The organism is Brevibacillus sp. 7WMA2, assembly GCF_010748895.1.
Classification (GTDB): Bacteria; Bacillota; Bacilli; order Brevibacillales; family Brevibacillaceae; genus Brevibacillus_B; species Brevibacillus_B halotolerans.
Map to the genome: position 1 here is coordinate 1,891,171 of NZ_CP048799.1, position 19,123 is coordinate 1,910,293.

Genomic DNA, 19,123 nt, shown 5'->3' on the forward strand with positions numbered 1-19,123 from the left:
TTATCCCTCCATAACCAATAGTGTTGGGTTCTCCAGAAGCTTTTTGATATAGTTCATGAAACGTTGCGCTGGATCTCCATCGATTAGACGGTGGTCAAAGCTTAGAGACAACGCTAAGACTGGTGCAACAACAATCTCACCGTTTTTCACTACTGGTTTCTCTTCAATGCGACCTACACCCAAAATAGCTACTTCAGGATGGTTGATCACTGGAGTGAAGAACATTCCACCAGCAGAACCGATGTTTGTGATGCTGAAAGTAGAACCTTTCATTTCATCGGCAGTTGCTTTACGGTCACGAGCTTTACCAGCTAATTCGTTAATCTCAGCAGAGATTTCGAAGATGGATTTATGATCTGCGCCTTTAACTACAGGTACGAGCAAGCCGTCTTCTGTAGATGTTGCAATACCAATATTATAGTACTTTTTGAAGATGATTTCTTGTGTTTCATCATCCATAGAAGTGTTAAGGATTGGGAATTTTTTCAAACCAGCCACTACTGCTTTCACAATGAATGGAAGGTAAGTTAATTTAATTCCTTGTTCCATAGCTAGTGGTTTACCTTCTTTACGTAGGTTAACCAAGCCAGTAACGTCTACTTCGTCAAACAAAGTAACGTGTGGAGCTGTGTATTTAGATTTAACCATCGCTTTAGAAATAGCTTTACGGATACCTTTCAAAGGTACGCGCTCTTCTAATTCGAAAGCTTGTGGAGCGTAGTGTTGTGTAGGTGTAGCTGCTGCTGCTTGAGAAGCAGTTGGTGCTGCAGCCGCCGCTGGTGCTGCTGCTTGAGCAGGTGCTGTAGCCCCACCAGCAAGATATGCATCTACATCAGCTTTGGTAATTCGACCAACTTTACCGCCTGTACCTGGTACAAGCGCCAAATCGATGTTCTTTTCACGAGCATATTTACGCACGGAAGGAGTAGCAAGTACTTGCTTGCGATCAATTGGAGCTCCACCTTGAGCAACAGCTGGTGCTGCAGCCGCCGCTGGTGCTTCAGTAGCTTTAGGAGCTTCTTGAGCAGGTGCTGCGCTTTCGCCACCATGTCCATGATCTGCACCTTCAGGCAATGCACCTTCTACTTCAATAACACATAGTGTGTCACCTACTGTAGAAACAGTACCTTCACTCACATTGATCTCAACTACTTTACCTGCAACAGGAGATGGTAGTTCTACCATGGATTTATCATTTTGTACTTCTAGGATAACTTGATCCTCTTCAATTGTATCTCCTACAGCAACATGCCACTTTGCAATTTCGCCTTCGTGGATACCTTCACCGGTTTCCGGAAGTTTATATTCAAATCGTGCCACTATAATTCCCTCCTATCGATTTCGAGAAAAGAAGGCGGAAAGCTTACTTTCCGCCATTGATTATACGAATCTTAGAACTCCAATACGCGGTTCACGCCGTCAATAACACCTTTTACATCAGGCAGCCAAACATCTTCTGCTTGTGCAAACGGGAACACGGAATCTGGAGGTGCGATACGAAGAACAGGCGCTTCTAGATGTAAGATAGCTTTTTCGTTGATTTGCGCGATGATTTCAGCAGCGACACCGGCAGTGCGTTGTGCTTCTTGCACAACGATTGCACGATTTGTTTTTTGTACGGAAGCAAGGATTGTTTCCATATCTAATGGAGAAAGGGTGCGCAAGTCGATAACTTCAGCGCTTTTACCTTGTTTTTCTAATTCTTCCGCAGCTTTCATGCTTGTTTGAACCATTGCACCGTAAGTGATGATCGTTACATCTGTACCCTCACGAACGATGTTTGCTTTACCCAATGGGATTGTATATTCGCCTTCTGGTACTTCTTGACGGAAGGAACGATATAGTTTCATATGCTCAAGGAAGATTACCGGATCGTTATCGCGAATCGCGGAGATCAATAGACCTTTTGCATCGTAAGGATTAGATGGGATTACTACTTTCACACCTGGTGTTTGAAGGAAGATACCTTCTAGTGAGTCAGAATGCAACTCAGGGGTTTTTACGCCACCACCAAATGGAGAGCGGAATACGATTGGGCTAGTGAAATTTCCACCAGAACGGTAACGCATACGAGCAGCTTGAGTTACGATCGCATCAATTGTTTCAAAAACGAAACCAAAGAATTGAATCTCAACAACTGGACGGAATCCGTTGACACCAAGACCTACTGCCAATCCACCGAATCCAGATTCAGCTAGCGGTGTATCGAATACGCGATCTTCGCCAAACTCTTTTTGCAGATTTTCTGTTGCACGGAATACACCGCCATTATTACCCACGTCTTCCCCAAAAACTAGAACTTGAGGGTCGCGTGCCAATTCAATACGCATCGCATCAGTAATGGCTTGAATCATTGTCAAATTTGCCATGGCTTACTTCGACTCCTTTGCCAGATATTCTGCTTTTTGTTCTTCTAGGTGTGGAGGCAAAGTCTCGAACATCACATCAATAAGCTCAGAAACTTTCATTTTTGCTGTTTCGTCAGCTTTCTTGATTTGCTCAGCAACATGGGCTTTTGCCTCTTCGATTACTGCCTCTTCATCTTGCTCGCTCCATAGACCTTTTGCTTCTAGGAACTTACGGAAACGAATTAATGGATCTTTTTGTTCCCATTCGGATTGCTCTTCCCCAGTACGGTAACGAGTTGGATCATCACCAGACATGGAGTGAGGACCGAAACGGTATGTAAGAGCTTCGATCAATGTAGCTCCTCCACCGTTAATACCGCGTTCTCTTGCAACTTGAGTTGCTTTTACAACTGCAAGAACGTCCATACCATCAATACGAGCGCTAGAAATACCAGCTGCTACGGATTTAACAGCGATGTTTTCGGATTTTGTTTGCTTAGCAAACGGCAGGGAGATTGCATAACCATTGTTTTGGTTAAAGAAGATAACTGGTAGGTTGTATACACCAGCATAGTTCATAGCTTCATAGAAATCACCTTGAGAAGTTGCACCATCACCGAAGTAGTTGATTGCTACTTTCTTCTCTCCGCGAAGCTTAAAGCCCATTGCTACACCAGTAGCTTGTGTACATTGTGCCGCAATGATAATTTGTGGCATCAATACGTTTACACCCTCAGGGTAACGTCCACCTTCGATGTGACCGCGGGACCACAAGAATACTTGGTACATAGGAACACCATGCCATACCATTTGTGGAAGGTCACGGTAGCTTGGTAGGATAAAGTCTTCTTTGCTCAAAGCAAATTCAGAACCTACCATAGTAGCCTCTTGCCCAGAAACTGGAGCTACGAAGCCAAGACGACCTTGACGTTGCAAACTAATTGCACGTTGGTCCCAAACACGAGTGAAAACCATGCGACGCATAATTTCACGAAGCTCTTCATCAGAAAGCTTAGGCATCATTTCAGGATTGACAACAGTTCCATCCGGAGCCAGAATTTGCAATGGCTCATTGTGACCGATATGTTCTACAGCAGTAGATACAGTCATTTAGCTCACCTCATTAACGGAGTTTTGTTTGGAGTAAAATTACATTTTTCGGAAGATACGAAAGCCCTGTATATATGAACCATATAAAAGTTATTTCAACTGTTATATTTCAGTTCATGACTCTGTTTTTTGTGTTATAATATAGTCATTACAGGGGTTTACTTGTTCCTGTTATTATCAATGATAAGTTCTGTATCATTTTTTTGCAAGACCTTAATTACAATTTGTTAAAACGATAGAACAATTGTCGGGAGGTTTTCATTCGATGTCAGACATCCTAAAACGAACCATCATCAAAGAAGAACTTACCAGCAAGTACCTAGATGCACCACGCCAAGTAAAAGTATATTTACCCCCGGGTTACAATGACATGCTTTCCTACCCGGTCATCTATTGTCAGGATGGAAACGAGTTCTTTACGATGGGTCGAATCGCTACAATTGCTAACCGCCTTATTCTTGAAGAAGGCATGGAGCCTATGATTATTGTCGGCGTCTCAAACGAACGAAGCAAACGCACCAGTGAATACTCACATGTTGGGGAAAGAAACCCTGGGTACAAACGCTTCTTCGCAGAGGAACTTGTCCCCTATATTGAAAACAAATATCCAATTCGCCAAGACCCTGATAGCCGCATTCTAGCCGGCGACTCCCTTGGTGGTACAGTTTCGTTCCATCTAGCTCTTGATTACCCTCATCTATTCCACAAAATCATCTCTTTATCAGGTGCATTCTTTGATGCCTCTATTGATGAAACGAAAAAGGAAACTGACCTATCCTGGATGAATATGTGGATGATCGTAGGTTTGGAAGAGCTTCAAGTCGAAACCAGTACAGGAACTTACGATTTCTTAGACTACAACCGAAGAATGAAGTCTGTTTTGGATCAAAAGCAAGCACGTACCTCATATATTGAGGATCACGGCGACCATGTATGGGGCTTTTGGCAACGTGTGCTACCTGATGCATTGACCTACTTCTTTCCAATCTCAGGTCTATAAACTATAGCAGGGGGTGCTTCTGCCCCCTTTTTTAGCCTTAAGAAATACAGGGTGATAGGACGACTAAGATATCGTAGCTTCCTATAAATTATTTTCGGCTCTTTCTTATCCAATTGTTAACGCTTTCATTTTTATAAGCCATTAATTTCTCGGATATTTTCATACCTGTAGCTTCGCCCATCAGATAAGCGAATCTCCTCATCGGTTGCTTCCGAAATTTCGCCAGCCACTTGTTGTGAGTCTGCTAATACAATAGTAACAAGCTTACTGACTTCCCGATTCATCTGTTGCTTCATCTTCATAATATCTTGTTGTGAAATCACGTATCCACCCCAGTTTCATTAGTTCCTCTTTTCTAGTATGACAAACAGAGCTTTCATTTAATCGCACGAAGAAGAACTGTGGAACGAGATTTTGCAAAAGAGGACCTTCCTTCTATCTTTCCTTGACGAACTAAAAAATAGGCCTCTTTCTCAATGATAGGATAACATACAGATATTCATGTGTCATAATATAATTGTATTTGAAGCAATTCCATCAAATAATTGAAAAACAAATCCTTGCTAATATAAAAAAGCACCCTGACTAACAGTCAAAGTGCTTTCATTACAAGTATGGTGGGGAGAGACGGATTCGAACCGCCGAACCCTGAGGGAGCAGATTTACAGTCTGCCGTGTTTAGCCACTTCACTATCTCCCCATAAAAATGGTGCCGGCGATAGGACTTGAACCCACAACCCCCTGATTACAAGTCAGGTGCTCTACCAATTGAGCTACACCGGCATTTCAGCAACTAAAATATCATTTGCTTCACAACAAGATTGAGTATATCATGAACCTTTTTGATATTCAATACCTTTTTGAAAAAAGTTTTAAAATCGTATTTCCTTTTAAAATGGGACAGACTAAAACTGTGAAGGGAGGCTTTTCTCCATGAAATACGATCCACATCGTCATGCAGAGCCGAGTGAGTTGTTATTTGTAGATGAGCACGAATTGTCCTACCCTCCTCGTGAAGAAGATGCATTTACAGATGCTTATTTATCTTCACTAGGTTGGTACGATTGGCCTGGAGCATTTTATTAAAAACGAGCTAGCTTGGGTTGCCAGGTTCATATTGGCAACCCAATATTCATATTTTCCGTTTTTTGTTCCTCATTTTTCCTTTTAAAATATAACCATTCACTACATTCAAGATGTTCACGCAAAAGTGCGTAAGAGGTTTGCCACATGGAAGGTAAGTTTGTTATGATGAACACATCCTAACAAGGTAAGGAGTCTTCGACGATGAAAGCAAAAATTACTCGCAATGCAGCAAAAAAAATCAATGAAATCATGGATCAGGAAACTGATAAAGATGTAAAGCTTCGCGTATACATCACACATAAACACGGTAACCACGCTCATTATGGAATGACTTTGGACAAACCATCAGAGAAGGATACCGTTGTATCTACTGATAAAGATATCGATGTCCTCCTACAAACCTCCGAGGAATTACTAGATGGCGTTGTAATAGATTATCTGTTTATTCCAGAGGAAGGCTTTGTAGTAACCAATCCAAGCAAGGGCAATACAGGAGATCACTAATTCTTCTACCTGATTAATTTGTTTGAATCAAATCATGTTCTACATATTATTTGCCTTCAAGAGAAACCACGAGGAGCACTCTTCTTCGTGGTTTCTCCATTTTCGAAACAGGAGGAAGGACCATGCAATTTACTCAGATGAATCAAAACTTGCAAACAACGCTACCCTATGGAGATTTAACCATCTCTAGTGACCGTCAGCAAGGCTTTAAACCGATTGATTTGCTAGTTTCTGCCATTGCGGGGTGTAGCCAAATCGTCTTTACGCGCATCCTAGAAAAAAAACGCATCTCATACAACTCGCTTACTCTCCATGTAGATGCCGTTCAAAGCGAGAATGCCCCGAATCCTTTGACGAAGATAAGTCTCATTTATACTATTACTGGTTCAGACCTTGTGCAGGAAAAGCTGGATAAGGCCTTGCGCTTGGTACCTCCTAACTGCACCATTATTCAATCACTCCATCCAAATATCGAAGTAGTAGAACAAGTGATCATCTCTAAAGCATAAGTCAGCTTCACTACAGAAAAAACCATGATTGCATTACCGGAATGGGTCATATCTTACTTGTTCATTCTGGCAAAGCCTCATGGTTTTCATTGTTTTTCTTCCTTTTGTAAACGTTACTAACTTTGATTTTTATCAGCTTTTCTGAGTATGCCACCCCTATTTGGGGATTGGTTGTATCAAGTGTACATCTAATCTTCTGAATGATTTTTCATATCATATCTCTTGTATCGCAGCCGCTTTTGTCTTTAGCCATGGGGTCACCTTAGCATCCCCTTGAATATATAGCAGAAGTTGATGGACAGGTCGTGACATGGTGACATAAAGCAACTTGGCATCCATCACATTCTCTTTGTAATGTTCATCATCTACGTGTAGGACGATTACTACATCAAATTGCAGCCCTTTCGTTAGATAAGCGGGCAGAACGGTTACTCCACCTGGAAATTCCTTATCTTTCACACCTAGATGGTGGAGCTCAAGACCCTTTTCTTTTAAGGCTTTAGCAATTTTTTTACTCTCATGTATGGTTTTAGTGACAATCGCCACCGTTTGATGACCACACGCTAATGACTTTTCAACCCGCTTTTTAATATCCTCAAGCATGTTGCTCTGATTCTTCGCCCGTAAAAATAACGGTTCTTCACCATGACGCAACACCGGCTTTGCATCCGTAATTTCCGACAATTGAGTGCCCTGTAAAACCTCATTGGACCAATTCATAATTTCAATTGTCGAACGATAGCTCTGCTCTAACGTATAAAAGTCTGTTTTCTTTTTGAAGATATTTCGTAAAACTGGCTGCCAGCTATCTAATCCACGGTACGCATGAATCCCTTGTGCCAAATCCCCTACGATTGTCATTGATTCATTTTTCGTATGTAAAGAAAGCACTAAAATCTCTAGATAGCTCAAATCTTGCGCCTCATCGATTACCGTATGATCAAAAGGAGCTTCCTTTCCGCTTCCTTCCAGCAGATGACGAAGATATAAAATGGGAGCAAGGTCTTCTGCTTCTATACGCTCTTCCTCTATGATTGCTTTGGAAGTCTCCACGACATCCTGCAACCATTTATCTGAAATATCCTCACTAGTAAGCTTTCGTAAAAGCTCCCAATCCTGCAGAAGCTGGGTATACACAGTAAAAGCATCTATCTCTGGCCACTTCCCTAAATACAAAGCGAGCAATTCATCCATTTTCTTCTCGAACCGCAATAAACTTGGCTTATCCAAATCGATTTTTTCTTCTCGTAAATGTGTAAACAATTGCTGGGTCATTTGTTGTTTAACATGCTTAGCTAAGGCTTCTATTCTGCGGTGATAGGGCAAATGAGCAAATTCATTAATAAACAACTGGCGAATATCTACCTTTTTCATTTCAAACACATGCTTTGTCTTGTTATAAATAAATCGTAAATCCTTATAGGTAATCAGCTCATGCAGTAAGTAATCCATATACTTATCTAGCATATTTCGACAATGAACGGAACCCTTAAAAGACATCCGATTCCACGTTTGACGCTTCTGTACCTGCTTACTAGCATCGTCTTCAAAGAAAAGCAACAATGGCTTGCTCGGATCAACAATTCGCCAGCCTTTTGGTAAAAGTGCTTTTACCTGTTTGGCAGCCCACTCTGAGAAAGTGGCTTGTTGTACATCCTCCACACCTAATTCGGGTAATACATCCGAAATATATGTTAAAAACAGCTTATTAGGAGCAAATACCATAAATTTCTTGGACGCAATCAAATGTTGGTAATTATAAATCAAATAGGAAAGGCGGTGTAATGCAATCGTAGTCTTTCCGCTTCCAGCTACCCCTTGGACCACAATAGCCCGATCTTTTTCTGCACGTATGATATCATTCTGTTCTGTTTGAATGGTAGCAACGATATCCTTTAATCGACTATCGTTATTTTGATTCAGACTGGAAGCTAAGAATTCATCAATATAGCCTTCTTCCAGAAAATCCTCTGGCGCCCCGATTTCGCGATTGATCGTCTCTTTTAACGCACCATCATAAATTCCTGTAATCTGACCATCTTCTATAGCAAAATTACGCTTAAGCTTTACTTCTCCCCGTACAATTCCCTGTAATGTTCGGTAAAAAGCATCCTTGCTCTCCCCGCTATAATAAAGGCTAGCGATAGGTGCACGCCAATCTACTACAACACTATCCATTGTGTCGCGTTCTACAATCCCACGCTTTCCTATATATACGGAATCCATTTCATAGGTTTCGTCTTTCATGAAATCTACTCGACCAAAGTAAGGCTTATTCACAGAGCTTTCCAAATGAAAGAGATCCCTAGCTTTCGAGGAATTGACTACTTGTTTGACATAATCGTCCGTTGCCTCTCGCAAATCCTCTCGGAGCTGTCCAATCTCCTTTTCAATCGTATGTACTGTTTTTTCCAGCCGATCTTGTTCTTCCTTATATGCAGGATGATGAATGGTCACATGACTAACCTCCTTTTCATCAAACGAATATTTATCTTATCAAAATGAAAAAGCAATTCCAAGGACAATCTTAAAAATCACAAATGTACCCCGAGCAGCATCCCTAGTGCAGCAGATAAAATCCCCACAGAATAGCTAATAAGCAAGTAGATGAATCCTATCTGGTAACGTTTTGATGTAAATAATGAATAGCTCTCCCACTTACATGTAGAAAATGTCGTAAAAGCCCCCATAAAACCTGTGCCTGCCATTACGATAAAAAATGGAGCTAAGGAAGAACTTGTTAGTACCCCTAATAAAAAACACCCCAAAATATTAATACAGCAGGTCGCTAATGGGAACATTCCTTTATAACGTTGATTGATCAGAGAACTGATTCCGTAACGAGACATGGCCCCAAGACAACCGCCTAATGCTACTCCTATACTATTCAACAGCATCAGTATCGCTCCCTCTCTGTGCTAATTGGGTACCTATCCAAGAACCCAGCCAAACATAACACTTTGCCTAACATAATAGCATTCGACATCATTATCTCAAATGAAATCTTCTATATATACAGTTTAAATAACCTATTTTTTATTAATAGGTAACAAAAGAAAAAATCGTTTTCTTTTATCTTAGGAAACGATTTTCTTCATTTTTATTTCATCCTTGTATTTTTTCTGATTTTGCACATAGCTCATGCCAACACTCTGTATCGCTTGTTAAGCTGGCAACCAAAGATACGTTTTTAAGTTTTGCTATCTCTCAAGCCCTTTTAGCGTTCGCACTTAGACAATGACTCATTTCTTCCATTTCTGAGTCAGTAAGCTTCCTTATCTTATTTATAACTCAAAGAGATAGATTATTTCTTGAATCAGTCGCCCGTCTTTTTTCATAAAAAGCTCCTAATGGGTATCAGGTTTTGATACCATTCTATCATATACTGAAGGTAGTAAAAGTAAGGGTGTGAAAGAATTATGAAGCAGTACTCTAATGCTGAAGAATTAATTGAATCAATCGATAAAGCCTATAAAAAATTTATTGAAGAATTTAAGGTGATTCCTGAAGAGTTGAGAGATAAACATATCTCTGAAGTGGATAAATCTCCTTCTGAAATCCTTTCTTATCAATTGGGGTGGATCAACTTATTGTTATCGTGGGAAAAAGACGAGCAAAGTGAACTTGACGTACAAACGCCCACTCCAGACTACAAATGGAATAACTTAGGTAAACTTTATCAATCTTTTTATGAGCAATACGGTGCTTTAACTTTAAAACAGCAGGAAGAAGAATTGACAAAGTTAGTCCGAAAGCTAGTCGATTGGATAAATGATCTTACTGAAGCAGAATTATTCCAACCAGAACAAAGAAAATGGGCCACAACAAAAGCAATGTGGCCTGTTTGGAAATGGGTGCATATCAATACAGTTGCCCCATTTACGAATTTCAGAACTAAAATTCGTAAATGGAAAAAAATATCTTTAAAGTAATTTAAGAAAAGTAAGTACTGACACGAGTCAGATATCCTGTAGCAAAACTCGGTTAGCTCGTCAATCTTCAATGATCGGCGTCTCAATCAGTTTCTTATCTTCATGAAACTGACGTAACATTTCTGCATGCTCTGGCAAGATAAATCTCGTTATAAGTGGATCAAGTATTTTACTAGCCATCAAAACATCTCCTTAAAATACAGATGTACGTTCTTATATACAAATTAATCTATTAGGAATCTATGATAAAAAGGGAGTGGGTATTTATGCTAAGATCAAAAAAGAGATTCTGAGGAAATGTACTTAGGAATCAGGATTGTTGAAGATCAATAAAACTGTGTTGATTACTACTAGATTTAAAACAAGGATTATTTGGAATAACAAGTTTCTAAACATCCTGGAGGGATATTATGAACACTTTCATTTACATGGTGAGACATGGCGAATCACCGAAAACAGAAGGGAACGAGAGAACACGTGAGCTGACTGATAAGGGTAGGTCAGATGCCCATATAATAACTGAATTATTAAAAGATGAGGGAATAGACACGTTCATTTCAAGTCCATATAGAAGGTCAATTTTAACAATCGAGGAATTAGCCCTGTCTTTAGAAAAAGAATTATTAGTTGTTGAAGATTTGAAAGAAATGATTCTCATATGTGACGATAAGATATTGTCTGATAGGGAATTGTATCCCTTAGTGGTCTCATAAATGAAGAATTATTTTTCTGGAAAAAGTCTTAGGAAAACTTATAAAATAGAATCCAGTAAAAAAACCTAACCTTATTAAATCTTTTAACTTAGAATCTGAGGGAAATGAAGAGTTAGTTTAATCATTTTTTTAACAGATGATGATTATATATGTAAGCCTCACACAACAAAAGCCCTAGAACAATTCTAGAGCTTTTCCATAAACTAACTAATTATCCTTATCATTTTAACATGGTATTTTGATCAAGCACGTGGGGGGCATTTCTCAACTACAGCTATCCAGTATTGTTTAGTATAGCTAAAAGCCTGTATCATTAAGTGTACATTTCAGTATACATTAATTAGTCTTTTTTTTTGTTGATTATTAGACCCCACCACACAAGTAGGTATATGTATCCTAAAATCGAGTAAATAGTCCACCCTTCTCCTTGTTGTAATTGATCGATAAAATATTCAAACTCATTTAACCCTTCTTGTCTTTCGATACTATAAATTAAACTTATAAGGGGAATAGTACACACAAAAATAATTGTAAAACTAGATACTATTCTTAAAACCTTTTTTTTAACAAGGCTGGATATAGCACTTCTTAATGTTGTTAACAAAAACAAGTAATATATAATCCAAAACCAACTTGGAAGAGTTTCCACTTGTTTTTCACTCCTTAGAAATCTCTTATCGGGATTCATCCTAAATAAACAAGTCAAACCTAATATTTTTTGATGTTATCCACAAAATATATAGGATCTTTGTTACTTAATACTAACCGATTTTTAAGGTCAAACATTTTCGTGTCTCTTATAGAAATCACTGTTTTTTTATCAATATAAGATCTAGTAAAAACCTCTTCTGTCTCATAGTCCACATTTAGAATACATTGAAAGGAACACCATCAGTAAATTCTCCATATTGTACCTACTAGCGAAAATCACGGATCATTTTATCTTAATCCATTGTCCTTTTGTCAAACTTATCTGTTCTGACATCAAGCAATCTACCATTTATTTTTAAGTGAATATCGTCTGTCCATTCTACATCGGTATTTGCTTCTTTCCAGCTCCAATAAATAAGCTTGTCACCAAAAAAACCAACATTTACATCTACTCTCAGCCCACCTTCATCCCCAAAGCGATAGACCTTTGCAGTATATGTTTTATTTGGAGAAGACACCTCTTTAACTAAATCACCCTTTTGTAGAAACAGAGTAGAATAGAATGCAAAGTATACAATTAGAGATAGAAACACTAGTAAAGAAATTAATATTATGAGAAACCTTTTGAGTAGTATCTTCATAGTGCTTCCCTCCATTTTTTTATAGTCTAATCTTATTCGAAACGATCATTTAAATACCAGTTAATTCCTCTACGGATAGCTTTTTGATCAGTTGGGTCATCAAAGTATAAGTCAAACCAACTTAACTTTGCTGTACCAGACAAGACTTGAACCATTCCTGCTGCACTGAGGAGTGTGCTAGTGCCAAAATGATATCTGCCTACATAGCCGTAGTGAATATTCCCAATGTCCTCACCCGTAAGATAATAGGTTTCTCCATCAATTTTTACAGTTCTTGTATTATTCCATCCGATTTCTCTTTTTAGATCCCAAGCTCCTTTCGGTCTTACCTGTACAGCAAAGTAGGAGGCTGTTGATAGCCAAGGATTGGTACTAGGATTAAAACGCGCTGCTTGTTCAAACGCTTTTTCTTTAGCTTTTAAATCATCAAGGTTTTCATATGCTTTTCTGGCAAGTGGATATTTAGCAGGTTCATCTGGAATAGCTCTAGCAATTATTTCGTTATCGTTAGATTTAGATTCTTCAACATTGGATAATTCCTCTAATTCCTCCATGGTTGCAACTGACAGCTCAAAATCTGAATCGTACTTCAAAATGCCATCTTCGACACCTTCATTTACAGATTTTACAACCTCTTTGTATGAATTCACAAGTTCCTTGTCTACATTGCCAAAGTCGATTTCGGTAATGTTTAGGGTTCCATCTTCATTCCGACTAATATCATCCTTTAGGTTACTTATGATGTGCTTGTGAAGATCAGTAACATTATGAATGTTCGGAAAAGTAAACTCCTGTGCATTTACTTGTGTATACCCAGTAAATAACATAAAAACAGCTAATGTAGCACTTAATAACTTCCTCATCATTCTTCTTCCTATTTTATTAATTGGATAACTTTCCTAATTTTACTATCATCTAAATATTATATCAATCATAAATATATAATTATATTCCAATAAAATTAGTAAATAAAAAGTAAAATATAAATCAAGGTAGAAAGATATTTATTGAAAGTAACCAGTTGAACTATTTTCCGTTCTGTGGCTCTTGTCCGCTAGCTACTCGTAACTCATCAGCCAATTGTCCAATCCTAACAGCCTTATCCTTCATTCCCATCTGATTGTACAAAGCCCATTGCCCTTGTAAATGGCCAATAATTTCGTTTGCTACCTCTGGTTTCATTGTTGTTTCCTCCTTGTCATATTTCGCTAGGCCGTACTTTTCGATCAATCCAATTAGCTTACCTGGATAACCGGGATCAGTGGCATATCCTCCCTTGTGGATAACATAGCAAGCAGTTTTATAATCAGCATCTAAAACGCCATGATAGCGTGTAGGCTTGTCTCTTGAGCCGTTTAGAATTAGCTTCGAATGATCTGCAATAGACTCATCCCAGTTGTTGTAAGCTCTGAAATTAGCCGTGATAGTTGTCCATTGACCGTTGTAATTCTCCTTTGTAGGCATAGCGCAAACGCCTGCTGGGCCTGTCCCTTTGATACCAAACAGGTTGTTTCCTCGCTTGGTTAGTCCACTTTCTCCCCATGCTGATTCAAGGATTGCTTGAGCAATTGTAAGAGATGCTGGTATCTTTGTTTTCTTCATGTCAGCTACAGCGCTTGGTGCGATCTTATCTATAAAGTCTTGTGGTTTCATTAATCTACATCTCCCTTCTGAAACGAGTTTTTCACTCCTGAATGAATCCCGATGGCAGCCGTTGCCTCAATAAAAGCCATCTTGCCAGCTTCCAATAAATATCCCCCGAACAATAAAGCATTGATCGCATTATAAGCAACTGCCATGACAACAATAGCAAGAGGAATGTAATCATTTGGGAACCAACTCCGTGTTTTCAACCATGCACCTGACGCCATTACGACTGCAATTACTAAACCGATTTCTATCATCATTAGCCCACCTTTTCTTTTAGTTCTTGTAATTCGTTTTCTAAGCCGTTTAGACTGCGTTCGATCTGTTGCAATGTAGTGGTATTACGCTCTAATTGGATTACCATTCGTTCGTTATGCTCCATGAGCTTGGCTTCGCGTGTCTGAGCCTGTTTCACTAGTTGGGTCTCACGCTCTCTTCCTTCCTTTTTTGTAGAGAATAACAGCCAAACAAACAGAGCAGCGAACGGGTCCTGTTGAAGCAATGTGTTCATTACGTTCTCTTCCATACTTCCTCTCCTTATCACCCCCCTTGGGGTAAATAAAATAGGGAGCCGCAGCTCCCCACGAAAAAACGCCTCTCCAGATCGGAAAAGGCGTTTTATGATTCAGTTTGTTCAGCTAAATATTCAGCTACGGGAACCCTATAAACTTCCGGTAAGGATTCAAATTCTCTGCGACCGACTTTAACCAATAGGCTGTACACATTAATCATATACGCTTTAACCATTTCTATTTCTCTCCTTCTAGTGTTTTTATTTTGGCTTCCATTCTAGTTACCATCTCTTGTAACTGAGCAATAGCTTCATAGGCTTCTATTAATTCTGGCGAGATTTTGCCTTTCTCACGCTCTTGCTCCATGTCAGCCAAATCCATAGGTTTCATTAAAATCAATCGAATGCACCCCCGAATCCTCTTACAATCATAGACTCAGTTGCAACTCCTTTAACAAAAACAAAGCGTACACTAACGCCCCATTTTTCTGCTGTTTTTTCCTTGTTAGTGAAAATAAAACCTCGGTTGAATTTAACGTTATTAGTGGCATCTTCCCATGTCGGCAACTTACCCAGCAAAAAGACGGCCTCCCTTGTTAGAGAGCAAGTTGCTCACTAGCTGAATGCCGTCTATTACCGTGTTATCTGCACCTCTTACATATTTAATTCCCTTTTCTCTCAACTCTAAAATGAGAGCAGCTGCAGAAGGATATAGGAATAAATTTTCTGGTTGGTCATTCCCTATGAAGCTTTGGAAGTCCTCTACATATTTAGAAACCGTCTTCTGCCTTCCATGTTTACGAGAATCGTAATAATACTCACGAATCACATAAAAATCGTTAGCTTTCTGACCAATTAATAAAAAAGCCGTTGGATTATTGATACCATAGTCCCCACCAGCAAAAATACGATCAAATGTATCAGGAAGTGTTTTTATGACATGGAGCTTTTCGTCAAACATGTCATAAACAAGTCCTTCTGCCATCATCCATAGTCCTAAGATATATCGTTTAAAGAAGACGTCACTAAACATGCGGCGAAATCTTTCTTTTACTTTTTCGGACAAACTCATGTTGTCATCCATCGTGAAATGTAGGACAAGGATTCTTTTTTCTTTTGCTTTATCAATGAAATCAGTTTTAAACTAATGAAACGGTCCAGCAGGGTTACAGTTAAAGAAAACTTTTGCACCATTCCCATCGGTTTCAGCAGAACAACGGCCTATAGCTTGATCCACAAATGATCGGGGAAATAACGCTACTTCATCTAAGTAAGCTCCGGCGGCAGTAAGACCTTGTAATGTATCCTGACTCGCTTCGTTATTTGCACCAAATAGATAATACGTATTGGTTCCAATTACAACATGCGGATTTTCTGAACGGTGGTAATGATAGTCGATTCCTTTCGCCGTCAGAATCTGAAACATTGGTTCCAACACGTTTCTCTTGAGGGCACCCATGGATTTACCAGCCACGATAAAGTTCTGGTGCCTGTGCTTCGCTAATGACCATGTAATGAATGAATCAATCATAGATATGGTCTTACCTGAGCGAATGGCCCCTTCTGCTATGACCATATCGTAATCTTTGTAGGGACTCCCATCTGTCCACCAAGCTAATAGTTTCTTTTGCTTTAGACTGAACGGTTGGAACTTAAAAGACGTTGTACGTTTACGCTTTTTCATCAGCTTCTACCTCGTCAGAAAAAATTTCCAATACTTGAGCGTATAGAGCTGATTCGTATCCACTATTCTGTTGATGTGCATCTGTATCGTTTTCACCATTCAATTCTTTAACCTCTATCTTTAACTTCTCTATACGTAAACGTTGTTCCTCAGTAGCTAGATGACTATTGAGCAAATCCTCATAGCGTTTGATTAAGCTTTGAAGAGTTGTCATAGCCCGTTATTGAGCGTTTAGAAATGTAGCTTGACGATCCCAAGAGAATTGAAATTCATACTCTTCTTCTGTCACCACCTGCTCGAAGGATGCTTTTTCCTTCGTACTAGTGTCTACAATTTCGAACTTCCTTTTCTTGATTTCCTTAATCATTTCTTCTTTGTCCTCTACGAACATAATCCTTTGCGCTCGTATGATAGCCGTGTACTGAATCATGATGTTTTCCCACAACATATCAAGAGGAGACTTAGTTTCAATCTCTTCTATAATCCCGGCTACATCATCAGGGAAGTATTTACGAAAAAAGCCGTGGCTTACCGCATTGCTGTTCCTCTTGGGTGCAGCTCCTCCACGATTGCCTACGGCGTTTTTATTCCCCTCTGGTGCTCCAGCATTTGACTCACTTTTCATTGTAGTACTACATTGACCTGATTGTAGTACTACATTCCATTTGTCTCGGCTTTTCCAGTTGCTTATTGTTTTTTCTTTCTCGCCTAGTTGATCGGCAAGCTCTCGATTGCTAATGTTCCCGCCACTTTCGAGCCATAACTCCAAAGCTTTGTCGCGGTTTGGACTTCTTGCTTTTGCCATTACATGATCACCACCACCTATTAAGTTTGTTTTGCAAAAGAAAAAAGCACCCTTGTAGGTGCTGATCTAATTAATACTCAGAACTTCAGTTTGTGTCCTTAGTCATTTTTTTAAAAATAATCATTGTGACAAGAGATATATGATAAAAAAGTAGCGATCCAACTATATATATAATATAGGCTTTATAGTTAAATATTTTTTGTAGAATATCCCCTTTAGTTAATCCGAAGAAAACCCAAGCTATAGAAATACCCGCTAAAGAATATAATCCTAAATTTAAAAAATAAAGCTTACTTTTAGTCGATATTTCCATTCTATTAGTAATAAAATTGATTAAGATAGTGCAGGGAATTCCAAGAAACAAAAATATCGGGATGGAATACATTAGATAGATTATCATTAGAGTTATAAAAGGAAAATAATAAGTATTTGGCTGACGTGCTGCCATTGGAGTATAATTTGACACTGCAAGAACTAAGCAAAAAAGTATTGCGGTAACGACCCCAACGAAGATTCTGTGTAACATTGCCTTCCCCCTTTATTACTAGTCTACTTAACCGTTCACATGCATTAATTTCACTAAGGTGAAAAAACCGGAAGCTTAAGGGCTCCCAGTCTTCCAGTTTAATTAGAGATATTAAAGTAATGTTTTGGAGTCAATTCGAATAAATAAAAGAAATCATAAAGATCGTGTTGAAATAATTCTTCGTATGGACCATCATCAAAAGATATGTAGAACTCATGACTTGGTGCCCCATCATGCCAACCCTTAATTTTATAGTCACCGTCTTCTCTAAAAAGACTTGCAGTAAAAGCGTAATCAATTCCTGGCGGAGTAAACTTTAAAGATCCTTCTAAATATGGAATTCCAACTGAATGTTCAATATCAAATTTGATATTATCCATATTTACAATTTTTTCATCTAAGCTAATTCCACTACTACCTGCCTTTTTGGTTTTAAGTAATTTTTTATTAGAGTCATAAAAAGTTGAGCTATTCACTTTTTTGGATAGAGTTGTATCTTCATCTGTAAAATCCGATTCAATATTTATCTGAGTTCTAAAACGAGAATGGGCAACTGCAAAATCTCTATTATCTCCACCAAAATATTCAACATCTCTCTCCCATTTGTCTCCAGTTAACCTTAACCAATTCGGTACTGGATTTTCCACATATTTGTCACCTATAAAAGTTGTATATCTTAACTTTACGTTATCTACATCATTATTTGAAGAAATTCCTAACGGAGATACTTTTTCTTTCTCTACAATTTTAATAATTGAAACATAATTATAGAGGAGTTCTTCGCCTTTTGAAACCATTTCGGAATCATTAGCTTCACCATTTTTCAAAAGATACTGTATTTTCTCTTTTCCTTTTCTTCTTTATCCAGTGGAATTTTACCAAGAAACTCATAGATAACCTTCTCTTCTCCTCCGTCCAATTCATCACTATATTCACTTGTCTGGACAGTATCAATTATTTTTCCGTTTTTCTTAATTTGATACTCCTCTACCTGTCCGTTATCATCCCAGTCAAATTTTATATTTTTTCCATCGGAAATCGTGGAAACAACAGTATCATCTATTTCGTTATCATTAGCAGATAGCGAAATTAGACCTGCATTTTTTATTTCTGATTCCAAAGTCTCAGTATTTACTTTTGTGCTTATAATCTCAGAATTGTCAGAACCGAGAGCTACTAACTTATACTTATAGCTTTTTCCTGATTTTAAATTATTATGGATAAAGGAGTTTTCTAAGCCACTGTATAGCTCAGTGTCCCCCTGATAAACCTTATATTGAGCTGTATTGGGTATATCTCCCCATTTAAGGATAATTTGATCTTGATGAGGCTCAATAGTAATGTTTTTTAGTAAGTCTTGATGACTAACCTTTTCTGAAGCATATGCATTAGCTGATCCAAAAATTGTAGATAAAGCGATTATGCCGGATAGTAACATCCTCTTCATTTCCATGCA

Annotated in this window: 25 protein-coding genes, 2 tRNA genes and 1 pseudogene; 6 read left to right on the forward strand and 22 right to left on the reverse strand. The window is 38.6% G+C overall.

Going from position 1 to position 19,123, the window contains the following annotated elements; all coding sequences use genetic code 11:
• The 3 genes from GOP56_RS07050 to pdhA all read right to left on the reverse strand — a co-directional run bounded on the left by GOP56_RS07050 (position 1) and on the right by pdhA (position 3,458).
• Positions 1–1,320 carry a dihydrolipoamide acetyltransferase family protein gene (locus GOP56_RS07050; protein ID WP_003335910.1) on the reverse strand — a complete coding sequence of 440 codons (1,320 nt, stop codon included), beginning with the start codon at positions 1,318–1,320 and terminating at the stop codon, positions 1–3.
• Between the two features lie 71 nt (positions 1,321–1,391).
• Complete coding sequence (locus tag GOP56_RS07055) at positions 1,392–2,369, reverse strand: alpha-ketoacid dehydrogenase subunit beta (RefSeq protein WP_003335908.1); 978 nt, start codon at positions 2,367–2,369, stop codon at positions 1,392–1,394.
• 3 nt (positions 2,370–2,372) lie between these two features.
• The gene (gene pdhA, locus GOP56_RS07060; protein ID WP_003335907.1) at positions 2,373–3,458 is read right to left on the reverse strand and encodes a pyruvate dehydrogenase (acetyl-transferring) E1 component subunit alpha; all 1,086 of its coding nucleotides are present in this window, start codon (positions 3,456–3,458) and stop codon (positions 2,373–2,375) included.
• A 265-nt stretch (positions 3,459–3,723) separates the two neighbouring features.
• Here pdhA and GOP56_RS07065 point away from each other — a divergent pair, with 265 nt between their 5' ends.
• Positions 3,724–4,458 (forward strand): alpha/beta hydrolase, encoded by a 735-nt coding sequence (locus GOP56_RS07065; RefSeq protein ID WP_163245232.1) that lies wholly within the window; start codon positions 3,724–3,726, stop codon positions 4,456–4,458.
• A gap of 131 nt (positions 4,459–4,589) precedes the next feature.
• On the opposite strand, the gene GOP56_RS07070 is transcribed toward GOP56_RS07065, so the two are convergent.
• From GOP56_RS07070 to GOP56_RS07080, 3 genes are all read right to left on the reverse strand, one after another.
• Positions 4,590–4,781, reverse strand: coding sequence for a hypothetical protein (locus GOP56_RS07070; RefSeq protein ID WP_003340680.1), 192 nt, complete (start codon positions 4,779–4,781; stop codon positions 4,590–4,592).
• A 292-nt stretch (positions 4,782–5,073) separates the two neighbouring features.
• A tRNA-Tyr gene (locus GOP56_RS07075) sits at positions 5,074–5,158 on the reverse strand.
• 7 nt (positions 5,159–5,165) lie between these two features.
• Positions 5,166–5,241: transfer RNA gene (locus GOP56_RS07080), tRNA-Thr, on the reverse strand.
• A 150-nt stretch (positions 5,242–5,391) separates the two neighbouring features.
• Here GOP56_RS07080 and GOP56_RS23320 point away from each other — a divergent pair.
• The 3 genes from GOP56_RS23320 (at position 5,392) to GOP56_RS07090 (ending at position 6,557) form a co-directional block, all read left to right on the forward strand.
• Positions 5,392–5,544 carry a hypothetical protein gene (locus GOP56_RS23320; RefSeq protein ID WP_003335904.1) on the forward strand — a complete coding sequence of 51 codons (153 nt, stop codon included), beginning with the start codon at positions 5,392–5,394 and terminating at the stop codon, positions 5,542–5,544.
• A 201-nt stretch (positions 5,545–5,745) separates the two neighbouring features.
• Positions 5,746–6,048 (forward strand): HesB/IscA family protein, encoded by a 303-nt coding sequence (locus GOP56_RS07085; protein WP_163245233.1) that lies wholly within the window; start codon positions 5,746–5,748, stop codon positions 6,046–6,048.
• Between the two features lie 122 nt (positions 6,049–6,170).
• A complete protein-coding gene (locus GOP56_RS07090) occupies positions 6,171–6,557 on the forward strand; it encodes an OsmC family protein (protein WP_096886784.1) in 387 nt (128 codons plus the stop codon).
• 213 nt (positions 6,558–6,770) lie between these two features.
• Here the strand turns inward: GOP56_RS07090 and GOP56_RS07095 are convergent, their stop codons facing one another.
• Together GOP56_RS07095 and GOP56_RS07100 are read right to left on the reverse strand one after the other, a co-directional pair.
• Positions 6,771–9,014, reverse strand: coding sequence for a HelD family protein (locus GOP56_RS07095; RefSeq protein ID WP_163245234.1), 2,244 nt, complete (start codon positions 9,012–9,014; stop codon positions 6,771–6,773).
• A 77-nt stretch (positions 9,015–9,091) separates the two neighbouring features.
• Positions 9,092–9,454 (reverse strand): fluoride efflux transporter FluC, encoded by a 363-nt coding sequence (locus tag GOP56_RS07100; RefSeq protein WP_003335900.1) that lies wholly within the window; start codon positions 9,452–9,454, stop codon positions 9,092–9,094.
• Between the two features lie 522 nt (positions 9,455–9,976).
• On the opposite strand from GOP56_RS07100, the gene GOP56_RS07105 reads away from it, so the two are divergent.
• Positions 9,977–10,489, forward strand: coding sequence for a ClbS/DfsB family four-helix bundle protein (locus tag GOP56_RS07105; protein WP_163245235.1), 513 nt, complete (start codon positions 9,977–9,979; stop codon positions 10,487–10,489).
• Between the two features lie 410 nt (positions 10,490–10,899).
• Positions 10,900–11,193 (forward strand): annotated as a pseudogene (locus GOP56_RS07115) (histidine phosphatase family protein); the annotation flags it as partial.
• Positions 11,194–12,146: 953 nt separating this feature from the next.
• Here the strand turns inward: GOP56_RS07115 and GOP56_RS07120 are convergent.
• The 14 genes from GOP56_RS07120 to GOP56_RS07175 form a co-directional block, all read right to left on the reverse strand.
• The gene (locus tag GOP56_RS07120; protein WP_163245237.1) at positions 12,147–12,494 is read right to left on the reverse strand and encodes a DUF5412 family protein; all 348 of its coding nucleotides are present in this window, start codon (positions 12,492–12,494) and stop codon (positions 12,147–12,149) included.
• A gap of 32 nt (positions 12,495–12,526) precedes the next feature.
• A complete protein-coding gene (locus GOP56_RS07125; RefSeq protein ID WP_254068650.1) occupies positions 12,527–13,360 on the reverse strand; it encodes a polymorphic toxin type 44 domain-containing protein in 834 nt (277 codons plus the stop codon).
• Positions 13,361–13,520: 160 nt separating this feature from the next.
• Positions 13,521–14,147, reverse strand: a complete 627-nt coding sequence (locus GOP56_RS07130) for a glycoside hydrolase family 73 protein (RefSeq protein WP_163245238.1) — start codon at positions 14,145–14,147, stop codon at positions 13,521–13,523.
• Positions 14,147–14,401 carry a hypothetical protein gene (locus GOP56_RS07135; protein WP_163245239.1) on the reverse strand — a complete coding sequence of 85 codons (255 nt, stop codon included), beginning with the start codon at positions 14,399–14,401 and terminating at the stop codon, positions 14,147–14,149. The genes GOP56_RS07130 and GOP56_RS07135 overlap by 1 nt, the downstream gene beginning before the upstream one ends.
• Positions 14,401–14,667, reverse strand: coding sequence for a BhlA/UviB family holin-like peptide (locus GOP56_RS07140; RefSeq protein WP_163245240.1), 267 nt, complete (start codon positions 14,665–14,667; stop codon positions 14,401–14,403). The genes GOP56_RS07135 and GOP56_RS07140 overlap by 1 nt, the downstream gene beginning before the upstream one ends.
• A 92-nt stretch (positions 14,668–14,759) precedes the next feature.
• Positions 14,760–14,888: a CD1375 family protein gene (locus GOP56_RS23805; protein WP_254068652.1), complete on the reverse strand. Its 129-nt coding sequence runs from the start codon at positions 14,886–14,888 to the stop codon at positions 14,760–14,762.
• A 2-nt stretch (positions 14,889–14,890) separates the two neighbouring features.
• Positions 14,891–15,052: a hypothetical protein gene (locus tag GOP56_RS07145; RefSeq protein ID WP_163244153.1), complete on the reverse strand. Its 162-nt coding sequence runs from the start codon at positions 15,050–15,052 to the stop codon at positions 14,891–14,893.
• Positions 15,049–15,231 carry a hypothetical protein gene (locus tag GOP56_RS07150; protein WP_163244154.1) on the reverse strand — a complete coding sequence of 61 codons (183 nt, stop codon included), beginning with the start codon at positions 15,229–15,231 and terminating at the stop codon, positions 15,049–15,051. The genes GOP56_RS07145 and GOP56_RS07150 overlap by 4 nt, the downstream gene beginning before the upstream one ends.
• Positions 15,221–15,724 (reverse strand): hypothetical protein, encoded by a 504-nt coding sequence (locus GOP56_RS23810; protein WP_254068653.1) that lies wholly within the window; start codon positions 15,722–15,724, stop codon positions 15,221–15,223. The genes GOP56_RS07150 and GOP56_RS23810 overlap by 11 nt, the downstream gene beginning before the upstream one ends.
• 72 nt (positions 15,725–15,796) lie before the next feature.
• Positions 15,797–16,336 carry a terminase large subunit domain-containing protein gene (locus tag GOP56_RS23815; protein WP_254068655.1) on the reverse strand — a complete coding sequence of 180 codons (540 nt, stop codon included), beginning with the start codon at positions 16,334–16,336 and terminating at the stop codon, positions 15,797–15,799.
• Positions 16,323–16,550 (reverse strand): hypothetical protein, encoded by a 228-nt coding sequence (locus tag GOP56_RS23820; RefSeq protein WP_254068657.1) that lies wholly within the window; start codon positions 16,548–16,550, stop codon positions 16,323–16,325. Before GOP56_RS23820 ends, GOP56_RS23815 begins: the two co-directional genes overlap by 14 nt.
• Before the next feature lie 6 nt (positions 16,551–16,556).
• Entirely contained in the window at positions 16,557–17,141 is a 585-nt protein-coding gene (gene terS, locus GOP56_RS07160; protein ID WP_254068658.1) for a phage terminase small subunit, read from the reverse strand.
• Positions 17,142–17,765: 624 nt separating this feature from the next.
• Positions 17,766–18,494, reverse strand: coding sequence for a DUF3238 domain-containing protein (locus GOP56_RS07170; RefSeq protein WP_163245242.1), 729 nt, complete (start codon positions 18,492–18,494; stop codon positions 17,766–17,768).
• Complete coding sequence (locus GOP56_RS07175; RefSeq protein WP_163245243.1) at positions 18,491–19,114, reverse strand: hypothetical protein; 624 nt, start codon at positions 19,112–19,114, stop codon at positions 18,491–18,493. The genes GOP56_RS07170 and GOP56_RS07175 overlap by 4 nt, the downstream gene beginning before the upstream one ends.
• Positions 19,115–19,123: the final 9 nt, after the last annotated feature.

Coding starts and splice junctions, on each gene's coding strand:
- GOP56_RS07055 (WP_003335908.1), bottom strand. CDS start 2,369: ATGGCAAATTTGACAATGATTCAAGCCATTACTGATGCGATGCGTATT.
- pdhA (WP_003335907.1), bottom strand. CDS start 3,458: ATGACTGTATCTACTGCTGTAGAACATATCGGTCACAATGAGCCATTG.
- GOP56_RS07065 (WP_163245232.1), top strand. CDS start 3,724: ATGTCAGACATCCTAAAACGAACCATCATCAAAGAAGAACTTACCAGC.
- GOP56_RS23320 (WP_003335904.1), top strand. CDS start 5,392: ATGAAATACGATCCACATCGTCATGCAGAGCCGAGTGAGTTGTTATTT.
- GOP56_RS07085 (WP_163245233.1), top strand. CDS start 5,746: ATGAAAGCAAAAATTACTCGCAATGCAGCAAAAAAAATCAATGAAATC.
- GOP56_RS07090 (WP_096886784.1), top strand. CDS start 6,171: ATGCAATTTACTCAGATGAATCAAAACTTGCAAACAACGCTACCCTAT.
- GOP56_RS07100 (WP_003335900.1), bottom strand. CDS start 9,454: ATGCTGTTGAATAGTATAGGAGTAGCATTAGGCGGTTGTCTTGGGGCC.
- GOP56_RS07105 (WP_163245235.1), top strand. CDS start 9,977: ATGAAGCAGTACTCTAATGCTGAAGAATTAATTGAATCAATCGATAAA.
- GOP56_RS07120 (WP_163245237.1), bottom strand. CDS start 12,494: ATGAAGATACTACTCAAAAGGTTTCTCATAATATTAATTTCTTTACTA.
- GOP56_RS07125 (WP_254068650.1), bottom strand. CDS start 13,360: ATGATGAGGAAGTTATTAAGTGCTACATTAGCTGTTTTTATGTTATTT.
- GOP56_RS07130 (WP_163245238.1), bottom strand. CDS start 14,147: ATGAAACCACAAGACTTTATAGATAAGATCGCACCAAGCGCTGTAGCT.
- GOP56_RS07135 (WP_163245239.1), bottom strand. CDS start 14,401: ATGATGATAGAAATCGGTTTAGTAATTGCAGTCGTAATGGCGTCAGGT.
- GOP56_RS07140 (WP_163245240.1), bottom strand. CDS start 14,667: ATGGAAGAGAACGTAATGAACACATTGCTTCAACAGGACCCGTTCGCT.
- GOP56_RS23805 (WP_254068652.1), bottom strand. CDS start 14,888: ATGGTTAAAGCGTATATGATTAATGTGTACAGCCTATTGGTTAAAGTC.
- GOP56_RS23810 (WP_254068653.1), bottom strand. CDS start 15,724: ATGAGTTTGTCCGAAAAAGTAAAAGAAAGATTTCGCCGCATGTTTAGT.
- GOP56_RS23815 (WP_254068655.1), bottom strand. CDS start 16,336: ATGAAAAAGCGTAAACGTACAACGTCTTTTAAGTTCCAACCGTTCAGT.
- GOP56_RS23820 (WP_254068657.1), bottom strand. CDS start 16,550: ATGACAACTCTTCAAAGCTTAATCAAACGCTATGAGGATTTGCTCAAT.
- terS (WP_254068658.1), bottom strand. CDS start 17,141: ATGGCAAAAGCAAGAAGTCCAAACCGCGACAAAGCTTTGGAGTTATGG.
- GOP56_RS07175 (WP_163245243.1), bottom strand. CDS start 19,114: ATGAAGAGGATGTTACTATCCGGCATAATCGCTTTATCTACAATTTTT.